This window comes from Caldithrix abyssi DSM 13497 (assembly GCF_001886815.1).
Classification (GTDB): Bacteria; Calditrichota; Calditrichia; order Calditrichales; family Calditrichaceae; genus Caldithrix; species Caldithrix abyssi.
The window spans coordinates 2,530,792-2,550,340 of sequence record NZ_CP018099.1; the positions used below are offsets into that span (position 1 = coordinate 2,530,792).

Below are 19,549 nucleotides of genomic sequence, written 5' to 3' on the forward strand. Positions count from 1 at the left end.
AAAGAGTTACTTCTTACTAATAAAGTATTCTAAAAGGGGGCGTCCCTGCCCTGATGTAAAGGCATTTTTCGAATGACGATTCAAACTGTTCAATAGTTATTTTAATACAAAACCTTTAAAGCGTCAAATTTTAATGATTGTGGATTTTCAATTTTTAAGTAAGGCTTGTTTTGAAATGAATAAATTTTGTATCTTAATACGGGTAATCAAGCAAAGAGGATTTAAAAATGATTTCTCGTTTAATCTTTTTATTAACGCTGACAGCTGCCACGTTATTCTCGCAATCCGCAAACATTGACCGGCAGATTGAAGAACTGCTGTCTAAAATGACGCTGGAAGAGAAAGCGTCTTACATTGGCGGAACAAAGGGCTTTTATTTGCGGGCCATACCGCGGTTGGGGCTTCCGGAAGTGAAAATGAGCGACGGACCTCTGGGCATCAGAGGCAGCGGAAAATCAACCGCTTTTCCTGCAACCATTGCATTAAGCGCCACCTGGAACAGGGCGCTGGCTTACAAAGTGGGGCAGGCCATTGGGCTCGAAGCCCGGGCTAAGCAAATCGGTATTTTATTAGCTCCGGCCGTTAACATCTACCGCGCCCCCATGTGCGGCCGCAATTTTGAATATTTTGGAGAAGACCCGTTTTTAACCGCAGAAATGGCGGTTCAATACATTAAAGGCGTGCAGTCTAATAAAGTGGCGGCCACGGTTAAGCATTTTGCGGCTAATAATCAGGAATATGACCGGCACTGGGTGGGCTCTAATGTGGATGAACGTACTTTAAGAGAAATCTATTTTCCGGCTTTTAAAGCTGCGGTGCAAAAGGGCGGCGCTCTGGCTGTTATGGCCGCCTACAATCCTCTGAACGGCATCCACTGCAGTGAAAAAGCCTGGCTGCTGAATGAGGTTCTGAAAAAAGAATGGGGGGTCGAGGGCCTGGTTATGTCTGACTGGGGAGCGGTGCACAGCGAACGAGCCATCGAAGCCGGCCTGGATCTGGAGATGCCAGAAGCCCGCTTCATGACCGCCGAAAAGATCATTGCTCTCATCAAAAAGGGCGAACTGGATGAAAAAATTCTGGACGACAAAGTACGACGAATTTTGCGCGTGTGTTTAACCATGGATCTGTTTAATGCCAATCGTTCCAAACCGACCATTGATTGGGACGAGCACCATGATCTGGCCGTACAGGTAGCTCGCGAAGGGATGGTGCTTTTGAAAAATGACGACGATCTTCTTCCCTTAAAACCGGAAAAAATCCGCAGCCTGGTTGTTTTAGGCCCCACCGCCTATCCCACGCCAACCAGCGGCGGCGGTTCTGCGTTTATTAAACCGTACCGTACAATTAGTTTTTACGAAGCGATTAAAAATACGGCCGGCTCGCAGACACAGGTCGATTTTATTAACACCGAACGATATCTTTCCATGGATCGATTGGTGGAGCAAGGCCGTTTTTTTGTTGACTCCGACCTGAGCGAACCAGGTTTAAAAGCCATCTTTTTTAATAACATGGAATTGAGATATCCACCGATTTACCGGCGTGTGGATCAAAAAATAGCGTTTGATTTCGGTACGCTCTCGCCGGCGTTCGGCGTGCGCAGCAGCGGCTATTCCATTCGCTGGCGCGCTTACATAAAGCCGGAAAAAACGGGCAAATATGTATTCGCCACGGAAAGCGACGACGGCGTGCGCGTTTATCTGGATGGAACGTTGATCATCGACAACTGGACGGATCACGCCGTGCAAAAGGATGTAAAGGAAGTGCGGCTTGTTGCAGGCAAGGTGTATGATTTGCGCCTTGAATATTACAATAACAAGGGGCAGGGGCTGATCCGCTTTGGCTACGGTTTGATTGATGAAACGCCGCTGGCCCAAAAGATGGCGCGGGTTAAAGAATATGACGCAGCCATTGTTTGCGTGGGATTCAATTCTGAACTGGAAGGGGAAGGGCATGATCGTCCTTTTTCGCTCCCTCAAAAACAGGTGGATTTGATACAACAGGTTGCCCGACGCAATTCCAACACCATAGTTCTTTTGACGGCCGGAGGCGGCGTTGACTTTTTGCCCTGGATTAAAAAAGTGAAAGCCGTTCTTCACGCTTTTTATCCGGGGCAGGCGGGGGGAGAGCCGGCAGCCGACATCTTGTTTGGCAAGGTTAATCCGTCTGGCAAGTTGCCCTTTACCATTGAAAAACGTTTGCAGGATGGCGCGGCCTTTAATTACTATTATCCGGCCGCGGTTGATACGCCTGTGTACTCGGCTGATTTTTCTGGCAATCCGCAAAACATTGATTACGGCGAGGGAATATTTTTGGGATACCGACATTTTGATAAATATAATCTTGAGCCGTTATTTCCCTTTGGATTCGGACTCTCTTACACACGCTTTGACTTTGACGATCTTGAGCTGTCTGGCAAAGTGATTCGACCAGATGGCAGGCTGACGGTGCGCTGCAAAATAACCAACAAGGGCAAAATGGCCGGCGCCGAAGTGGTGCAGCTCTATTTAAAAAAGGAAGTCGATGTTGTAACGGTGGAAAAGGCGTTGAAAGGTTTTCAGAAAGTGGAGCTGCAGCCCGGTGAAAGCAATATCATTGAGTTTGAAATTCTTCCGGAACATCTGCAGGTGTTTGATCACCTGAAAAAACAGTGGGAAGTAAAAGCGGGGAAGTACCAGGTGCTTGTCGGCTCGTCTTCGCGAGATATTCGCTTAAAAGGTAAGTTTTTAGTAAAACCATAAAATGGGCAGGCAGCGTTTTGTAATCAGGGGAAGTTAAATATGACGGGATCGGTAAGTCCGTAATGCTTTAGCGCCGCATCTTTTAGCGTATCGCGTATTACTAAAATCAGATTTCTTTGCGGGGCGTGATTTTTGAAGAAACGAATGGTGGCCTCTACCTCCGGCTCAAAACCCTTTCCTCTGAGCTCCAGGGGGCCAATTTCATCGATAATCAGCCAGCGGCAATCCGCTTCTCGTTCTCTTTTCAGAATGGCGCGCCCAATTTCGAAAGTGCGTGCAGAAAAGGTAAATCTTCCGATGGAGATGACGGATTCTGCTTTGCTTTGCACCTGAAAGGGATGTTCCGATCCCGTTCTGACATCAAGCAGGACGCGCCGCTGACGGCGGTCGGGCGTTAAAATGCCGGCTACATCCCTGCGGTTTTTGCTCCATTCCAGAAGCCGGGTCGTCTTTCCGCTGCGCACAACGCCTGTTAAAAGGTAGATCATGAGGACTCTCCTGTGGTTGAAGTGGAAACGGCTTTTGCTTGTGGTTGGTCCATTTCAAGCGTAAGACTGACTAAAATCAGATTGACCAGAAAGTACTTCCAGCGCTTCAGATAGATGTATTTTGCAGAATCCTGCCAGAGAATAAAAACGATTTGCTTTAATGAAGGTAAAATATCGTGAATATGTTCGATTTCGTTGGCGTAAAGTTTGCTCTTTGTGTTAAGAAAGCGATGCAGACGTTTGATTAAAAAAGGGCCTAAAAAGAGATACCACAAAAGAATCAGGGCAAACACTCTGAAAAATACCAGCATACCCTGTAGCAAACCATCTTTCGTGGAAAAGAGAGTTAGCGTTCCAATGATAAAAAACAAAAGAACAGAAAGATGGATGAATTTTTTATATTTACCTTTCTTTTTTCCTTTTTCGATGTTCATGGTTCGCGCGCTTAAATCGATTTGCGGAAGGTGTGCAAAACGGTCGGGCAGTTGCTCCATTAATTTCAGGAATTTGATGCAAAGTAAGCCGATAAGAAAGCCCCCCATGATATGAAGGATAAAGTAGGCGGAAATAATGGCCAGCGAAGCGGAAAAGTCCAGATTGACAGAGGCGAACCTTTTCAAAAGGTAGCTGATAAACAGATCGATGGCTTCCCAGAGTGATGCGCCGTAGATGATGGTCATGACTAAAATTTTTTGTACGGCGCCTTCAATAAGCGTGATCATGGCCAGTAAAAATGCCGCTGCCTTCAAATTTGAAGAAAAAACGGTAAACAGTGCAAAACCGGCCAGCCCCTGAAAAATTACGGCCACATAGGCGTTAATCGGCGAGTGCGGGCTGACCAGCGCTTTAATGATGAGTACAATAAGCATCGACTTCAGAATACGTTTGAAATCGGGTCTGGCAAAATAAGCGATTAATGTAATTAAAACGACGGCCGTTCCGCCGATAAAAATGCCGGTAAAAGGGATGCGCAGGGCGTGCATTAATCCGCCCAGGCCCGCTTCGTTCAATGCCCACAGCGCGGTCAGGCGGTTTAAGAACAGCTGTCTTTTTTCTTCTGAAAACAAAATTTTCAACTCCCGATTTAAAATAATGGGCATTTTAAAAAGTTTAGCGCAAAATAGCAAAAATTAAGCGGAGCAGAATGTTTTGCGCCAAAAAAAAATCCCCTGCCGCTTCATGGACAGGGGAAACATTTTTAGAACTGCTGGTGTGATGAAAAGTAATCAATCTTTAAAAACGGGTATGGCCAAACCGTTTGTTTAAAGATCGTTTTTGGGTAGCCACTCTTTCCAAACGTTGCCGACCAGAGCCGGGCCGGGTTTTAGAGTCTTTTTGCCAGGCTGCCATCCGGAAGGACAGGCCTCGGCGCCTTTTGTTGCGCGCACATGTTGAAAAGCCTGAACCTGTCGAATCGTTTCCTCGATATTGCGACCAACGGGCGGGGTTAAAACTTCCATGGCCTGAATCACGCCGTCCGGATCGATGATGAATCGTCCGCGCAATTCAACTCCTGCGTTTTCGTCGTAAACGCCATACACTTTGCCCACATTTCCAGCCCCGTCTGCCACCATGGGGAACGGGATGTCTTTGTCAATCATCTTTGATATTTCGTGATCGTTCCACATTTTGTGTACAAACTGGCTGTCCACGCTGACCGATATTACTTCAACGCCTAATTTTTGTAACGTGTCATAGTTAGCAGCGACCGCTGCGATTTCGGTTGCTCAGACAAAGGTAAAATCGCCCGGGTAAAAGCAGAGCAGTACCCACTTACCCAGATAATCGGATAGTTTGATTTCTGTGAACTCACCTTTGTAATAAGCCGGGGCCGTAAAATCAGGCGCTTTGTTTCCAACTTTGGCTGTCATAAATGTTTCCTCCTCAACCATTGGTTGTTGATCGTTTAATTCCGGGGTTTGCTGTGGCTCTCCAACACGGGCTCCGGTTGGTCGAGCACAACCCCCACTTTTTTCTGCCATAAGATATCTCCTTTCTTTAAATCTGGTATCGGCCATACCCGTTACGAACTAATATAATCAGAATGTTTTAGCGAAAAAAATTATTTTTATGCTAAAAATTAATTTTTCCGGCTTTATAATCGTAAAAAATCTGCTGTTTTAAAGTTTTTTTTGAAATTTTAATGGAATATTTTTCCTGCTTTATCTTTTTGCCATCATTATCGTACTGATAAATCTCTAAGTTTTCAAAAAATCCTTTTTTATGATGGTATGCTTCCAGAACATCGCCTATGACGTCGAATTTTTTGCGAAAATATTGATTGCCAAACAAATCGTCAACCTCTTCGCTTTTTATCGTTCCGTCCGCGTAGTACTCAAATTTTTCCGTTCGTTGCAATTTATGCGATCCGTCAAACCACAAAATGAGTTGCGGTAATTTTACTTTGTTGTATTGAATACGCTTTAAAGCGATCAGGTTCCCACTTTCATTAAAAATTTTGGCTCTACTGGGATTCCTGTGGAAAAAGGTCTAATTTACCAAGAAAGAAAAGTATTGCTATCCTAAAATTTTCAAATTTTCTAAAGCCTCTACCAACTGTTTTTATCTCCTGTATCTTGCCGTTCAACCATTCGGCTACTGAATTATCTATCTGATATCTTATATAGTTTAATAAGCCATCTGAATGAGCAATGAGCATTTTTGCTACTTTAATCATTTTATTTAAAGAACGTCCCTTAATATCCTGATACCATTCCGCAAAAAAGAATTTCGCATCATTTATTGTTTCACTCCTAAAGAATTCTTTGAAGTTCTCTTTGGCCGCCCAAGCCTGGGAAGTGATAAGGTTAAGTTCTTGAATTTTTCTGAAACGCGATAATTGCTTGTCCGTCATATTTTCCGGATTCTTTAAAAATAAATATTTACTTTTCACTAAGGTTTTATCATTAGATTTTTGTAATTTACGGGCTTCCTCTCGTCTGGTTTTATCCACTCCATCATTTAAATACTTCATTATATGAAATTTGTCATGCACTATGGAAGCATTGGGAAGCTCCTTTTGAACAGCTTTAATAAAAGCTTTCCACATATCCATACTGACCGCTTTGAGGCCCTCCTTTTGTTTCTCTGTTAATCCCTTGTTTATTAAGGAACTGGCAGAGCTTGTTGTGCGACCTTCACTTACATCTATTACACGTCTTCTTTCACTATCGGATAATACGCTTACATAAGTATGACCTCTTTTCATACTCTTCTCATCTATCCCGATATATTTAATGTCCTCTTCCGTTCGGCGTGATAGCCCGCGTTCCACTGCTTTGCTCATTATATGATGAAGCATATCAAAGCTGATCCGTAAAAATTGTGCCGTTTTGCTCTGGTTTTTGGAGGCCAGTAATAACTCAATAGCAAAACGTTCAAATAATAAAGTCGTTCGACTCGACTTTTCTGCCCAAGGAACTTTGATCGTTTTTACTCCGTGTTCCTTGCATTTAATGCGGGGAACTTTGCAGACAATATAGGTCTTCATTTGGCATGTATCCAAATGCCGCCAACGACGTTTTTCGCGATGATCATAAATATCATATTCCACTTCGCATTCGGGACAAAAACCTTTTTTTGACTTATAGATAATCTCTATTTCTACTTCCTCATTCGCAATATCTAAGTCAACTTTAGACACTTCCCAGGGATGCGAAAGTCCCAAAATCTGTTTAAATAATTCTTTATCTTTCATAAACTCAATCTAAGGATTATTTTTGTTTTTCACAAAAATCCCAGTAGAGCCAAAATTTTTTCTTCTATTTCCCGCCCCTCTTTATCGTAAAAATAGCGCTTTAAACGAAATGCGTCAGGGCCTGGAGTAAAAATTTTTACAGAGCTTAAGTTTCCATTTTGATACTCAAACACTTTACGTTCGAGTAACCTTTCTTCCAGACCATATTTTTCGTATAGCGTTAGTTTTTTTTCGTGAGCGTCAAATTTCCACAACTGGCGAGAAATAATCTCTCTGTTTTTGTTGAAAAACTTTTTTCCTATTAGATTGCCTCTCCGGTCGTATTCATAAGCCACGATGCTCTTTAAGCGGCCCTGGCCGTCAAACGTTGAAGAGCGCGTTACCGATTGCCGAATGTTGAATTCTTTTTTAACAACCAGAAGTAATTGATCGGCGTTTTTGTAGATGAGCCGCGTTCGCTCGTTCATTTGATCGTCATATTCGGAAACGACCCTTTGCGTTAAAAAGGGCGTGGAGTCTTTTATCGTAAATATGTGTTTTGTTTGTACCATAAAATGGCCTGTTAAATTAAGTTTGCTCTTTGGAACGATTTTACGGCAGCCTATTATTCCTGGCAAGTTTTTCCCGGGAAGTGGGGGAGTCCCGCGAGCCTTTTGGTTTTTGAGCTTGCCCTGTGGGCATGCGGAATGGTCGCTCAATGGAAATTAAGCGTTGATGATCTTATTTTAAAAAGGGAGTGAATGGAGCGCTCCGTTCACTATTGTTTAAAAGCTATTTCTTAATGTCAGATTATTTTTAACGACATTGTTCAGCGTCTCCTTTTTCATGATTTCTGTAGGTTAATGAAAATTTTTTTGTGCCAATACTTGAAAAATTTTCTAAACTAAACCTGTTTCATATCACCCATGTTCCAGTAGGTTATAATTTTAAAAGAATCAATGCGTTAACTAATACTTAAATTAAAGTATAACTGTAAATAAATTAAAGTTTAATTTAGGTTTTTTAAAGTAAAAAGGATTTTTATTTTTTAGGTTAGAGTAGTGGAGCGGGGAAGGGACGGTGTTTAGCGTAAGGACTGTGCGCTTTGTGGCTTATCTGCAATCCTGGTGGTTCGTTTTTGGTTAAGGTTACGCTGTAATAGAATTAAAAATTATCACCAGGAGAGGGAGGCTGTGCCCGAACAGAAAAGTGCCGGTTTACTTAGCTTTCGTCTTAAAATGTAAAATACTTTTCTGCTGTGATTGGCGTAATCTATGAGAATTTGTAGGCATAAATATTCTGTATAAAGCGATTAAATTGTCGTCTCGATCATACAAGCCGGGCATGAGAATGTCCATGAGCTTGGTAAAACAAATCTGACTTTTCAGGCAAAATTTTCTGAAATATTTAAAAACACCTCTTCAGGACGCAGATAGAATTTCAAGAATCTTTCCGGGCGCGAGGACTACAGATCGACAGCGACCTTTTAAGTATTTTAAAAAACGAAAAACCTGTTGTAAATAACAAGAGTCAGCCAATCCATTTTAAAAAACTGAGTCTCCGGGATTCAGGCAAATAGAGTGTGTACAAAATGACAGGGAAGTGCACAAAATACAATCGCAGCCATAAACCAAATACAAACAAACCATTCCGCCACATTATAGTTTACATAATATATGTTATATAACATTTATGTGTTTTTGTTTTTTTAAAATCAGTTTTTTAAGTACTCATCCAACTTGTCGGCGGCGCCATCCATCCGTGTGTACTATCTTTTCTGAACACGGATTGTTTGTACAGATTAAGCTGATCGGCACAGATTTTTAGAAATTAATATTTTAGTAGTCTCTGGTTAAGAAAATCCCTTGCGTTATATGCTGAAAAAAATATAAACGTGTTTTGATTTTTACCTGGCGAGCACTTCCCTACAGCAACCGTACTCGATGCGTTCCAGTAATGCAATGCAAGTTTCAATAAAGTGGAAAATTACGGTCCTTTCGAACGTAGATAGAAATCTTTTAACTACAATAATAAGAAAAATCTTTTTTTAAAAAATTTTTAATCCGCGTCCATCCCGCTTCATCCGCGCCATCCGTGTGCTATTTTGAACACAGATGGCACGGATTTTTTTATGATTACACTTTTAAACAGAACGTATTGTCATTTCCAACGAAGAGAGAGAGCTTTTAACTACAATAATGAAATATCTTTTTTATTTAAAAGGATTTTTAATCCGCATCCATCCGTGTACTATCTTTTCTGAACACAGATGGGACGGATTACGCGGATTGGCACGGATTTTTTTATTTAGGACTTCAATATAAAGTTGGAAGAATTGTAATCGCCATTCCGTCCTGGCGGGAGAGAAATCTTTTAACACAATAAGAACTATCTTTTTTAAAAAAATTTTAATCCGCGTCCATCCGTATCATCCGCGCCATCCGTGTGCTATTTTGAACACAGATGGGACAGATTACGCGGATTGGCACGGATTTTTTCTATTTAATTAAAATCATAGTGATAAAAACAGATCCTTCTCGCGCAAAAAATCTTAAATAGTAAATAATAAATAGAAAATACCTCGTCTCAATCCCCTCTGAATAACGGGGTACTTTCCGACAATCGACCCATCAACCATCGAAGAATATCCATTCTAAAAGTCTCAATCCCCTCTGAATAACGGGGTACTTTCCGACGATAACGATATTGCAGGTATCAAAAAAGCGGACAAAGTATACAGTCTCAATCCCCTCTGAATAACGGGGTACTTTCCGACCAGACCTTAAGCCCGGTGCGGCTCCGCCTATGTGCGGGGCGTGTCTCAATCCCCTCTGAATAACGGGGGAATTATTTGTTAATTATTATTTGATATTTGATATTTTATTTGGATTGTTTTAAGGTTGATAGGCTAGAGCCAATGATTTTTTGTAATTCTTTACTCTCAGACAATAGAATTCTAATATCCTTTTCTTCAATAAAATTACTGCCTTCAATAATTTTTAGCCATATTGTAGTCTCATTTAACTCTTTCAAACATATTCGTAATTTATGCACAAAATCCTTTCGACTTTCTGCACCACGTGCTTCACCATAATTGGCTGCAACAGACGTCGCACTCCGCAACAACTGAACCGAAAGATGCCTGCTTATATAATCTTCTGACATAATTTTACAAATATTTATTACTTTTACAGAAAAATCGATTAATCTCTTTTCTAAATCATCTGCTTTCATTTTACTGTCTTTATACTTTTACTATCTAAATAACGATTAACATTAAATTTAATTATTAAATAGAAAATAGCAAATATCCCGTCTTATTCCCCTCTGAATAACGAGGCAATTATTTGTTAATTATTATTTTATATTTAATATTTTCTATTTGACTAATACCAAAGTGAAAAAACAGCTCCTTACCACGCTACAAATTTTAAATAGCAAATAAAAAATAACAAATAGAAAATATTCCGTCTCAATCCCCTCTGAATAGCGGGGCCATTATTTGTTATCTATTATTTTATATTTGTTATTTAATTAAAATCTAAAGTGGTAAAACAGCTCCTTACATGCAGTAAATCTTAAATAGTAAATAAAAAATAACCAATAACAAATAGAAAATATTCCGTCTCAATCCCCTCTGAATAACGGGGTACTTTCCGACTGAAATCAGCGGAAAAAGACGGAGATTATGTTGTGATTACTTAGTCTCAATCCCCTCTGAATAACGGGGTACTTTCCGACTGTCCTCAATGTGGACATGAAATCAACGTCGGATACTGTCTCAATCCCCTCTGAATAACGGGGTACTTTCCGACAGGGCCCGTTGGAAAAGAACAGCCGTCTCCTCAAAAGAGGAGTGGTCTCAATCCCCTCTGAATAACGGGGTACTTTCCGACTAGAAAGCGATGGGATGAAGATCATCCAGGTATCCGATGACGAAGTCTCAATCCCCTCTGAATAACGGGGTACTTTCCGACGATTAACCAGTCCATAATTAACCAATAACTCACCATATAAAGTCTCAATCCCCTCTGAATAACGGGGTACTTTCCGACATGGCTACGTGATCATTGCCTATCGATTCCGTAACGGTACCAGTCTCAATCCCCTCTGAATAACGGGGTACTTTCCGACACCAATTCATGGATGCCACTGAAATAAATCTTTGGGAAATCATGTCTCAATCCCCTCTGAATAACGGGGTACTTTCCGACAAGCACAAGGGGCTTTTAAATGGTATACCATTCTTGGTCAGGTCTCAATCCCCTCTGAATAACGGGGTACTTTCCGACTCCTCCACTTTTCAGCCCTTGATACACAAGGCCTCGCGGGGCGCTTTTTCAAAACCTGTTTGTTCTGAATGTAAACTTTCTACCATATCTGACCTAAAATCAACCTAAATTATTGTTTTTTAGAAGGCCAAAACCTCTCAGTACCGTTATTATCTGTTTTTACTTTATTTAGCTGTTTTCGCCCCCTTCCGCTCCCTAAATCTGTTTTAAGTTAACTTTTTCTTTTCTTTTTTGCAAATCAAATTGGAAAAGTGGACAACCATCCCGCACTTTAACCCCCTGATAGGCCCTTTTTTTATCTCCCTGCTCTGCCCCGCGCTTTTCTCCATTTACAAAACATGAAAATAATAAATGATTACCATTAAGATGATGGCCATTAAATTGGATGCGACGTTAACCATATCGTTGCCGATAATCTTTGATCCTGAGATCAGAGATGTTTCTCGATCACAATGCATCTTTTTTTCCGTGTATTTGCCGCAAACCGAGCATTGATATTGCCCCTGCACCGTGGCGCCGATTAAACTATCCAGCAAATTGCCCAGCAAGCCAAGCAGTAATAGCCACAAAATGACCCGGCCGTTCAATTCCGTAAAAAACAGGCCGCTCAACAGAATAAGCGCGCTACCTAAAAAACCGCCCGCCGTCCCCAGTAAAGAAACAGCGCCGGAAATGCCGGGTTTTACCTTACGAAAGGTGGTAATCAATCTTGGATTCGATTTAGAGAGCACGCCGATTTCAGTGCTCCAGGTATCGGACGTGGCCACCATTAATGAAAGCAAATACAACTGGTACCACATGCGATCCGGAAACAGGGCGTTTAAAATAACCAGCGCGCCCCCAATCCCGCCATTGGCCAGCACCTGCGCATAATCCCGAACGCCGGATTTTTCGAACGTATCTTTAAATTGATTCTTGGTATTTTTGCCTAACTTTGAAAGCAGGGAGGACAGGATGAAAAAGGTTAAGATGGGCACGCTCCAGGCCCAGCCGCCAAACCCAAAAATGACGGTAGCCAGCAAAAAAACCATGGCGCTGCCGCTAAGCGATAAAAATCTAAAACGATAGCTTAAAATAGCCGTAATTAAGGCTAAAATTTCACCGCTTAAAAAGCGATTTAATTGCGCTTCATTAAAATTCACCAGCAAAAAGGCCAGCACCGCCCCGCTAAACGGAACAAAAAAATTATCGGAACCCTTAGAAGAAAGCGCTTCTACCACCGTAACCAGTGCGGCCAGGGCAATCACTTGTAAAACAAGTAGCCGATCTACCTCAAAGCTAAATTTTAAGATCAAATAAATTAATGCAAAGCTTGAAATAAACATGGCGATCGATCCGAGCAGAGATTTCTGATCGGCAACCAGGGTAAATGATGTGCTTTTTCCCCACCTCTGCCCCACCAGTGCGGCCAGCGCATCCGCTATGGCAAACAGGGCGATGCCCAGCAAAATAAAACGCCGGTCGATGTTCCAGAAAATCAGGATCAGAATCATATAAACCAGCGGGAAATACACCGTGCCAAAGGAATACCTGCCGCTATGGATGCTTTTAAGTAAGCCTTTTTTAACGGCCACCCAATTAACTGTCAGGAACAAAAGGGATAGTAAAAGCAACAATAACGGCGTTGAAAAATACAGCGGAGCCAGCGCCGCTAAAACTCCGATCCCCATGTGAGAAAACTTACGCACTACTTCATGAGAAAGGTCTAATATTTTTTTTAACCAAACGCTGATGAGTAATATGAGTAAAATCAACAAAAAAGCCCCGACCGCCAGGATCAGGTCGGCGGGCTGCGGGGCTGTTAAAAAAGAGTTCCAGTCCATCGAAAGCAAAATTCCTTTTAACCAACCACAATATTAACAAGCTTTTTCGGAACGGCAATAACTTTTCGAACCGTTTTGCCGGCAATGCGTTTTTGCACCTCTTCAAGCTGCAACGCTTTTTCTTCCAGAATTTTTTTATTGGAAGCTTCTTCGGGCGGCAGCGCCATTCTGGAGCGCACTTTACCATTAATCTGAATGACGATTTCGATGCTTTCTTTAACAAGATAATCCGCGTTGTACGTCGGCCAGGGCTCGTAAGCCAGGGTACGGTCGTGTCCCAATCGTTGCCACAACTCTTCGGCGATATGCGGCGCAAATGGGCTTAAAAGCAGAACAAAAGTTTCCAGCACGCTTTTGGGTCTTGTTTTCCATTTATAAGCCTCGTTTACAAAGATCATCATCTGGGCGATGGCCGTATTAAAGGCCATCTCTTCCAGATCGTCCGAAACCTTTTTGATCGTTTCGTGCAACACGCGCAATTGTTCGGCCGTTGGCTCCATATCGCCGACCAGCTCGTGCAGTTCATCGGTTTCTTCGTTAACCACCAGGCGCCAGACGCGATTCAAAAAGCGATGCACGCCTTCCACACCTTTCATGCTCCATGATTTGGTGTCTTTCAACGGGCCCATGAACATTTCGTACAAACGCAGGGAATCGGCGCCAAACTTTTCGATAATTTCATCGGGATTGATTACGTTGCCGCGGCTCTTACTCATTTTATAGGCGCGGGCTTCCACCACAATTTTCGGATCGCTTTTAAGAACAAAGACATCGCCTTTTTTTACCACCTCGTCTTCACGCAATTTACGTCGATTCAAAGGTTCGCCGCTTTTAACGTGTTTGCCGTCTCTGGTAACCAGTTCGGCCGACACCGGTTGATTGTTCTGGTCAAGAAATAAAGTGTATTCGGTTTCTCCCAGAATCATTCCCTGATGCACTAATTTTTTGAAAGGTTCTTTAGTGGAGACGACGCCAATATCATAAAGCACCTTATGCCAGAAGCGGGCGTACAAAAGATGCAAAACGGCATGTTCCGTGCCGCCCACATACAAATCCACCGGCATCCAGTACTTCTCTTTTTGGGGATCCACCAGTTTTTCATCGTTATGCGGATCGATGTAACGCAGGTAGTACCAGCAAGATCCGGCCCATTGCGGCATGGTGTTCAGTTCGCGGCGATAACGTTTACCGTCAATGGTTACGTATTTCCATTCGTCCGGTGCCCGCGAAAGCGGCGGCTGGGGTTCCTCGTCTTCCTTAGAAGGCCGCGGTTTAAAGTCTTCCATGGGCGGCAGTTCGACCGGCAGCTCCTCTTCCGGCACCAGGCGGATTTCGCCGTCTTCCCCGATTAAAACAGGAAAGGGTTCGCCCCAGTAGCGCTGGCGGCTGAACAACCAGTCGCGCAACTTATAATTGACTTTATATCTGCCAATGCCCTTTTTCTCCAGCCATTCCGTAATTTTTTTCTTAGCTTCCGAAGCTTTTAAACCGTTGATGCTTAATTCGTCATTGGCCGAATTAACCACAATGCCCTCGCCGGTAAAAGCTTCTTTGGAAATATCGCCGCCAGAGATAACTTCGCGAATCGGTAAATGGTATTTTTTCGCAAAGGCGTAATCGCGCTCATCATGCGCCGGCACGGCCATAATAGCGCCGGTTCCGTAGCTGATCAAAACATAATCGGCCACCCAGATAGGAATCTTTTCGTTATTGACCGGATTGATGGCGTAACCGCCTGTAAAAACGCCGGTTTTGTCTTTCTGCAATTCCGTGCGTTCCAGATCGCTCTTTTGCGCGGCCTGCTTCTGGTAGGCCTGTACCTGTGCGCGGTATTCTTCGGTGGTGATTTTTTCCACCAGCGGATGTTCCGGCGCCAGCACCATGTAGGTTGCGCCGAACAGGGTATCTGGTCGTGTTGTAAAGACTTCAATTTTTTCATCAAGGCCCACTACCGGAAATTCCACCTCCGCGCCTTCGGAACGGCCGATCCAGTTCTTTTGCATCTCTTTGGTGCTCTCCGGCCAGTCAACCAGTTCCAGGTCTTCCAGCAGCCGGTCGGCGTATTCAGTGATTTTAAGCACCCATTGTTTTAACGGTCGGCGGTACACCGGATGGTTTCCGCGCTCGCTCCGGCCGTTGATTACTTCTTCATCGGCTAAAACCGTACCCAGCGCCGGGCACCAGTTAACCGGCACCTCGTCTAAATAGGCCAGCCCTTTTTTGTAAAGCTGAATAAAAATCCACTGCGTCCATTTGTAATATTTAGGATCGGTGGTGTTCACTTCCCTGTCCCAGTCGTACGAAAAACCAATGGCCTTCAATTGTTTTCGGAAGCGCTCGATATTTCGTTCGGTGGTAATGCGCGGATGGGTGCCGGTTTCGATGGCGTACTGCTCTGCCGGCAGCCCAAAGGCGTCCCAGCCCATGGGATGCAACACATTAAAGCCTTTCATCCGTTTGTAGCGGGCCATGATGTCGGTGGCCGTGTAGCCTTCTGGATGGCCCACGTGCAGCCCTGCCCCGCTGGGATAGGGAAACATATCCAGCACATAGTATTTCGGCTGATCGAATTTATCTTCGGTTTTAAAAGTTTTTTGTTCTTCCCAGAATTTTTGCCATTTTTTTTCAATTTTCCCGAACGGATAAGCCATTGCAGCAAACTCCTTCTCTTACAAATCCATTAAACTGTTACTGTCTATTTAAAGGTTGCTAAAGTATTAAAAAAAACAAACGGTTGCAAGAAGGAAACAAAATAAAATGAAGGGATGAATATTGGGATAAGATTGAAGGCGTGTAAGAGACAGGCGCAAATCAAAAGAACAAACCGTAAATACCAAAAATTAGCGCAACCAGAAAAACGGAAAGCACCAGTTGAGTAAGGTTGCCGGCGCTTAACAGAGCGCGATTGGCGTCAAAGGAAAAGGAAAAAACAGTTCGCGTGGTCTGATCTTTTTGCTCGCCGCTTAACCAGCTAACCATGAATAGAACGGCGCTCGAAAAAATAAAAAGCAAAATGGCAAAATGAAGAAAATTAATTTGCACCAGCCATTGAAGAGCTCCGAGATTTAGAGGCCTGGCGCGCAATGCCATTTCCAGCGCCAGACGCAATGCCCCGAATATGCCTCCCGCGATCAGGGCGTAAAACGCGCCCCGGGCGTTAATTTTGTTACTGAAAACGCCAAATAAAAAAACGGCGGCGATAGGCGGCGCAATGTAAGCCTGTAAGCTTTGCAGATAAAGGTAGACCTGTTGATTAAACAGACGCGTCAACGGAATCCACAAAATGGCCGTGATTACAATAATCGTAGTCGCCAGCCGGCCCACCAGCACCAGTTTCCGTTCGCTGGCCTGCGGATCGTACAGGCGATAAAAATCCATGGTAAACAGCGTGGCCGTGCTGTTAAATACGCTGGCCAACGAAGACATCAGGGCCGCCAGAAAACCAGCCAGAACAATGCCCCGCAATCCAACCGGTAAAAATCGACCGGAAAAGAGCAGCGAAATGACCTCATCCGTTTTAATTCCCGGAAACATGACTACCGCCACCATGCCCGGTAGTATCATTAAACCGGCCGGTAATAATTTCAAAAAACCGGTAAAAATGGTGGCCGTACGCGCCTGCTCCAGATCTTTGGCGCTCAAAACTCTCTGGACGATGTACTGGTCGGTGCACCAGTACCAGACGGCCAGAATGGGAGCGCCAAATACAATGCCCGTCCAGGGAAAATGCGGATCGCGTGCGGAACGAATGACATCAAAGTAATGATCAGGCAGGCCGGCCAGCAACGGCCCAAAACCGCCAATTTTGTTCAGGCCCACCGTGGTAAGAATGAAAGAGCCGGCCAGAAGAACCCCCATCTGAAAGACGTGCGTATTCATCACGGCGCGCAAACCGCCGACAATGGTGTAAATGCCGGTAATAACCACCATCACCAGCGCCGAGGTGTAAATGTCCCAGCCTAACATGGCGTTGAGCAACAATCCGCCGGCAAACAAGGTGATGGCAATTTTGGTTAAAACGTAAGCAAAAATAGAAACAGCGGTTAAATAGATGCGCGTTGGCCGGTTGAAACGCATTTCCAGAAACTCAGGGATGGTGTAAATTTTCGCCTTTAGAAAGAGCGGCGCAAAAAACCAACCCAGCGCCAGCAGGGCAATAATCGCCATCCATTCAAAGTGGCCCACAACCAGTCCGTTCTGCGCGCCGGAACTGGCCAGACCCACCAGATGTTCTGAAGAGATATTGGTGACAAACAAAGAGGCGCCAATGGTCAGCCAGCCCATTTTTCGACCGGCAAGAAAATATTCAGAGGCGTATTCATCCTGACCGCGACTGCTCCAGAAGCCGATTACAAACAGGATAAGCGTATAGGCAATTACAATTCCTAAATCGATGGCGTTTAACGTGGCCAAAACAACACCTTTTCCGCTTCATTTATTTAAGCACAATAAACTTTTGTCGGGCGACCATGCGTTGTTCCTGTTTTAAAACGCAAACATAAAGTCCGCTTCCCCATCCGGAAACATCCAGGCTGGAACGATAGATGCCTCCGTTCAATGTTCCGCGCTTTAGAACCAGCACTCTTTTTCCGCTCACATCGTAAAAGCTCAGTTCGGTTTCTCCGCTGCGGGGCAATTCAAATTCCAGCTGCAGGCGCGGATTGGCAGGATTGGGAAAAACTCTTAAAGCCGATTGGCGCGGAATGCGCGGCTCATTCGTTTTCTCGTGCAAATCGGAAGCTGATTTTTCTATTTTCAGAGCGCTGCAGGTGGCCTTTCCGGCAAGCGGCTTAAAATACAGATCTAATTGTTGATCTTTCACTTCCACATTATCGATCGTTACCACATAGGCGGCAAAACTGCCCACTCTTTCGTAAATGTCGAGGCCCTCAATGATCTTCTGATCTTCGGCGAACACATCAAAGCGACGCTGGCCGGCGGCATTAAATTCGCTTTCGGCAAAAAAGAAGGTAAGCCTGTATGATCCGTCAGGCAAACGCACACGATAAAAATTCAGCCCTCTCAATTCTGAGCGGTAAAGAGTGTCGTTTTGCGCGCCTCGAAAATTGGCGGACAAAGGGTGGATCACTTTGCTGCCGCCTTCATGACCATAAGGCCTGTCCACATTAAAAACGTAATCTGCCTGGTAGGTTGCGCTCCCCTGCTCACTGCCCAGATTGATAACCAGCGGCAGCGTCACGCCGTTTTTTATGGCAATCGATTCAACTTTAATCCGGTTAGCCGCCGCTGATCGATCGCTAATATTGGTGGCAATTACATGATAAATGACCTGCGGATCCCTTTCCGAAACCTCTAAAACTACGGTGCGCTCGTCGTTTAGTAACCGGGCATTTTTGACGGTTAGTCCGGGAATAATGTAATTGCTGGCCGTTTCGGCAGCCTGTCGCTTAATAGATTCGGAAAAATTCAAAACAATACGGTCGTCCAGAAACCAGGCGCGGGCAATATAGGGCGCCGTTACATCTTCATCGTGAATGGCTCCGCCCTGGTAGCCAGTGCTGGTCGGCATGGTTAAACAAAGGATGAGGTAGCCGTCTTTCAATACGGCATTTTCTTCAATAAATTGACTGTTGTTGCCGTCCCAGCTATGCGTGGCTTTTTGCCAGCGCGACGTATTAAAAGCGTTAAAATCATCCTGCCACAATAAAGTGAAATCCTGATTTTCTCCAGGCGTATAGCGGTACACACGCACCAGGTCGTAATAGGCGTAGGCAGGAAGCTGATTTTCATTTAACGTGCCGGCCCACGATTCGGACGCCGGCGGCCAGATGTTCATCATTAGTTTCTGCGCGCGAAACAGAGTGGAAATGTGATCGCCCGTCTGTCGGAAAACTTCTACGCTATCCACGTACCAGGCCACGTAGTTCGGCGTCCATTCTATGGCGTAAAGGTGAAAATCCTGATGGGGATTGAATGGCACATCCTGATAATAAACATGATTGGTTACGCCGGCGGTGATGGTATTAAACTGAATCTGATCGTTGTAGCGTCCTAAAATTTCAATATCGATCTCGTTCCATTCGTCGATGGAGTTAATTTCATGATAGGTAAAAAATGAACTGAGCATGCCGCTCACCGGCGCCGATTTCATGCGCACCTCAAAGCGGCCGTAGGTAAATGTTTCTAAAGTCCGATATTCTGCACCGCGGTAAGGCTTTTGCGCCCAAAGGATTAACGGCGCCAGAATAACAAGAATTAAGCGTTTCATAAACGGTTCTACCTTTTTTATTTTATCATTATTCAATTACCATGCCAGTTAAATTAATAGTTTTTTTAACATCAAAACACATTAATTTCATTAAAAAAACGCTCCCTTTTCACGGCTAACTATGAGGTGATTATTATTGAATTGATAACGCCGGTTATTGTTCTGATAATTAAACACTCCCTTCGACTTCGCTCCCTTCGACTACGCTCAGGGAGCGGGAATACGGTTGCTGAGCGTAGTCGAAGCAACCGTTGATTGTGAAGTACCTTCCATCGAATGCGCTCCCCTTCGACTCCGCTCAGG

The 19,549-nt window shown here is 44.0% G+C and carries 12 protein-coding genes and 1 CRISPR repeat array; of the genes, 1 reads left to right on the plus strand and 11 read right to left on the minus strand.

Going from position 1 to position 19,549, the window contains the following annotated elements:
- Positions 1 to 227 precede the first annotated feature (227 nt).
- On the plus strand, positions 228 to 2,738 hold the full coding sequence (locus Cabys_RS09805) for a beta-glucosidase (protein ID WP_006930174.1): 2,511 nt from the start codon (positions 228 to 230) through the stop codon (positions 2,736 to 2,738).
- Between the two features lie 23 nt (positions 2,739 to 2,761).
- Here the strand turns inward: Cabys_RS09805 and Cabys_RS09810 are convergent, their stop codons facing one another.
- The 11 genes from Cabys_RS09810 to Cabys_RS09860 form a co-directional block, all read right to left on the minus strand.
- Positions 2,762 to 3,226: a nucleoside-triphosphatase gene (locus Cabys_RS09810; protein ID WP_006930175.1), complete on the minus strand. Its 465-nt coding sequence runs from the start codon at positions 3,224 to 3,226 to the stop codon at positions 2,762 to 2,764.
- Positions 3,223 to 4,293 (minus strand): hypothetical protein, encoded by a 1,071-nt coding sequence (locus tag Cabys_RS09815; RefSeq protein ID WP_006930176.1) that lies wholly within the window; start codon positions 4,291 to 4,293, stop codon positions 3,223 to 3,225. The genes Cabys_RS09810 and Cabys_RS09815 overlap by 4 nt, the downstream gene beginning before the upstream one ends.
- Positions 4,294 to 4,488: 195 nt before the next feature.
- Positions 4,489 to 5,208 carry a thioredoxin-dependent peroxiredoxin gene (prxU, locus tag Cabys_RS20425; RefSeq protein ID WP_006930177.1) on the minus strand — a complete coding sequence of 240 codons (720 nt, stop codon included), beginning with the start codon at positions 5,206 to 5,208 and terminating at the stop codon, positions 4,489 to 4,491.
- Positions 5,209 to 5,299: 91 nt separating this feature from the next.
- Positions 5,300 to 5,584, minus strand: coding sequence for a hypothetical protein (locus Cabys_RS09825; RefSeq protein WP_044281310.1), 285 nt, complete (start codon positions 5,582 to 5,584; stop codon positions 5,300 to 5,302).
- Positions 5,585 to 5,690: 106 nt separating this feature from the next.
- Positions 5,691 to 6,923: an ISL3 family transposase gene (locus Cabys_RS09830; RefSeq protein ID WP_006926671.1), complete on the minus strand. Its 1,233-nt coding sequence runs from the start codon at positions 6,921 to 6,923 to the stop codon at positions 5,691 to 5,693.
- A gap of 29 nt (positions 6,924 to 6,952) precedes the next feature.
- Positions 6,953 to 7,474, minus strand: a complete 522-nt coding sequence (locus tag Cabys_RS09835) for a hypothetical protein (protein ID WP_006930179.1) — start codon at positions 7,472 to 7,474, stop codon at positions 6,953 to 6,955.
- 2,308 nt (positions 7,475 to 9,782) lie between these two features.
- Positions 9,783 to 10,136 (minus strand): four helix bundle protein, encoded by a 354-nt coding sequence (locus tag Cabys_RS09840; protein WP_006930180.1) that lies wholly within the window; start codon positions 10,134 to 10,136, stop codon positions 9,783 to 9,785.
- A 390-nt stretch (positions 10,137 to 10,526) separates the two neighbouring features.
- Positions 10,527 to 11,194: direct repeats of the CRISPR family, unit length 37 nt; unit sequence GTCTCAATCCCCTCTGAATAACGGGGTACTTTCCGAC.
- Positions 11,195 to 11,523: 329 nt separating this feature from the next.
- Entirely contained in the window at positions 11,524 to 13,017 is a 1,494-nt protein-coding gene (locus Cabys_RS09845) for a DUF92 domain-containing protein (RefSeq protein ID WP_006930181.1), read from the minus strand.
- A 17-nt stretch (positions 13,018 to 13,034) separates the two neighbouring features.
- Positions 13,035 to 15,668 carry a leucine--tRNA ligase gene (gene leuS / locus Cabys_RS09850; protein WP_006930182.1) on the minus strand — a complete coding sequence of 878 codons (2,634 nt, stop codon included), beginning with the start codon at positions 15,666 to 15,668 and terminating at the stop codon, positions 13,035 to 13,037.
- Between the two features lie 160 nt (positions 15,669 to 15,828).
- The gene (locus tag Cabys_RS09855) at positions 15,829 to 17,430 is read right to left on the minus strand and encodes a sodium:solute symporter (protein WP_006930183.1); all 1,602 of its coding nucleotides are present in this window, start codon (positions 17,428 to 17,430) and stop codon (positions 15,829 to 15,831) included.
- Between the two features lie 22 nt (positions 17,431 to 17,452).
- Positions 17,453 to 19,246: a family 16 glycosylhydrolase gene (locus tag Cabys_RS09860; RefSeq protein WP_006930184.1), complete on the minus strand. Its 1,794-nt coding sequence runs from the start codon at positions 19,244 to 19,246 to the stop codon at positions 17,453 to 17,455.
- Positions 19,247 to 19,549: the final 303 nt, after the last annotated feature.

Excerpts from the sequence above, each read along its gene's own strand:
- Cabys_RS09805 (WP_006930174.1), top strand. The coding sequence starts at position 228 with ATGATTTCTCGTTTAATCTTTTTATTAACGCTGACAGCTGCCACGTTA.
- Cabys_RS09810 (WP_006930175.1), bottom strand. The coding sequence starts at position 3,226 with ATGATCTACCTTTTAACAGGCGTTGTGCGCAGCGGAAAGACGACCCGG.
- Cabys_RS09860 (WP_006930184.1), bottom strand. The coding sequence starts at position 19,246 with ATGAAACGCTTAATTCTTGTTATTCTGGCGCCGTTAATCCTTTGGGCG.
- leuS (WP_006930182.1), bottom strand. The coding sequence starts at position 15,668 with ATGGCTTATCCGTTCGGGAAAATTGAAAAAAAATGGCAAAAATTCTGG.
- Cabys_RS09830 (WP_006926671.1), bottom strand. The coding sequence starts at position 6,923 with ATGAAAGATAAAGAATTATTTAAACAGATTTTGGGACTTTCGCATCCC.
- Cabys_RS09845 (WP_006930181.1), bottom strand. The coding sequence starts at position 13,017 with ATGGACTGGAACTCTTTTTTAACAGCCCCGCAGCCCGCCGACCTGATC.
- Cabys_RS09840 (WP_006930180.1), bottom strand. The coding sequence starts at position 10,136 with ATGAAAGCAGATGATTTAGAAAAGAGATTAATCGATTTTTCTGTAAAA.
- Cabys_RS09835 (WP_006930179.1), bottom strand. The coding sequence starts at position 7,474 with ATGGTACAAACAAAACACATATTTACGATAAAAGACTCCACGCCCTTT.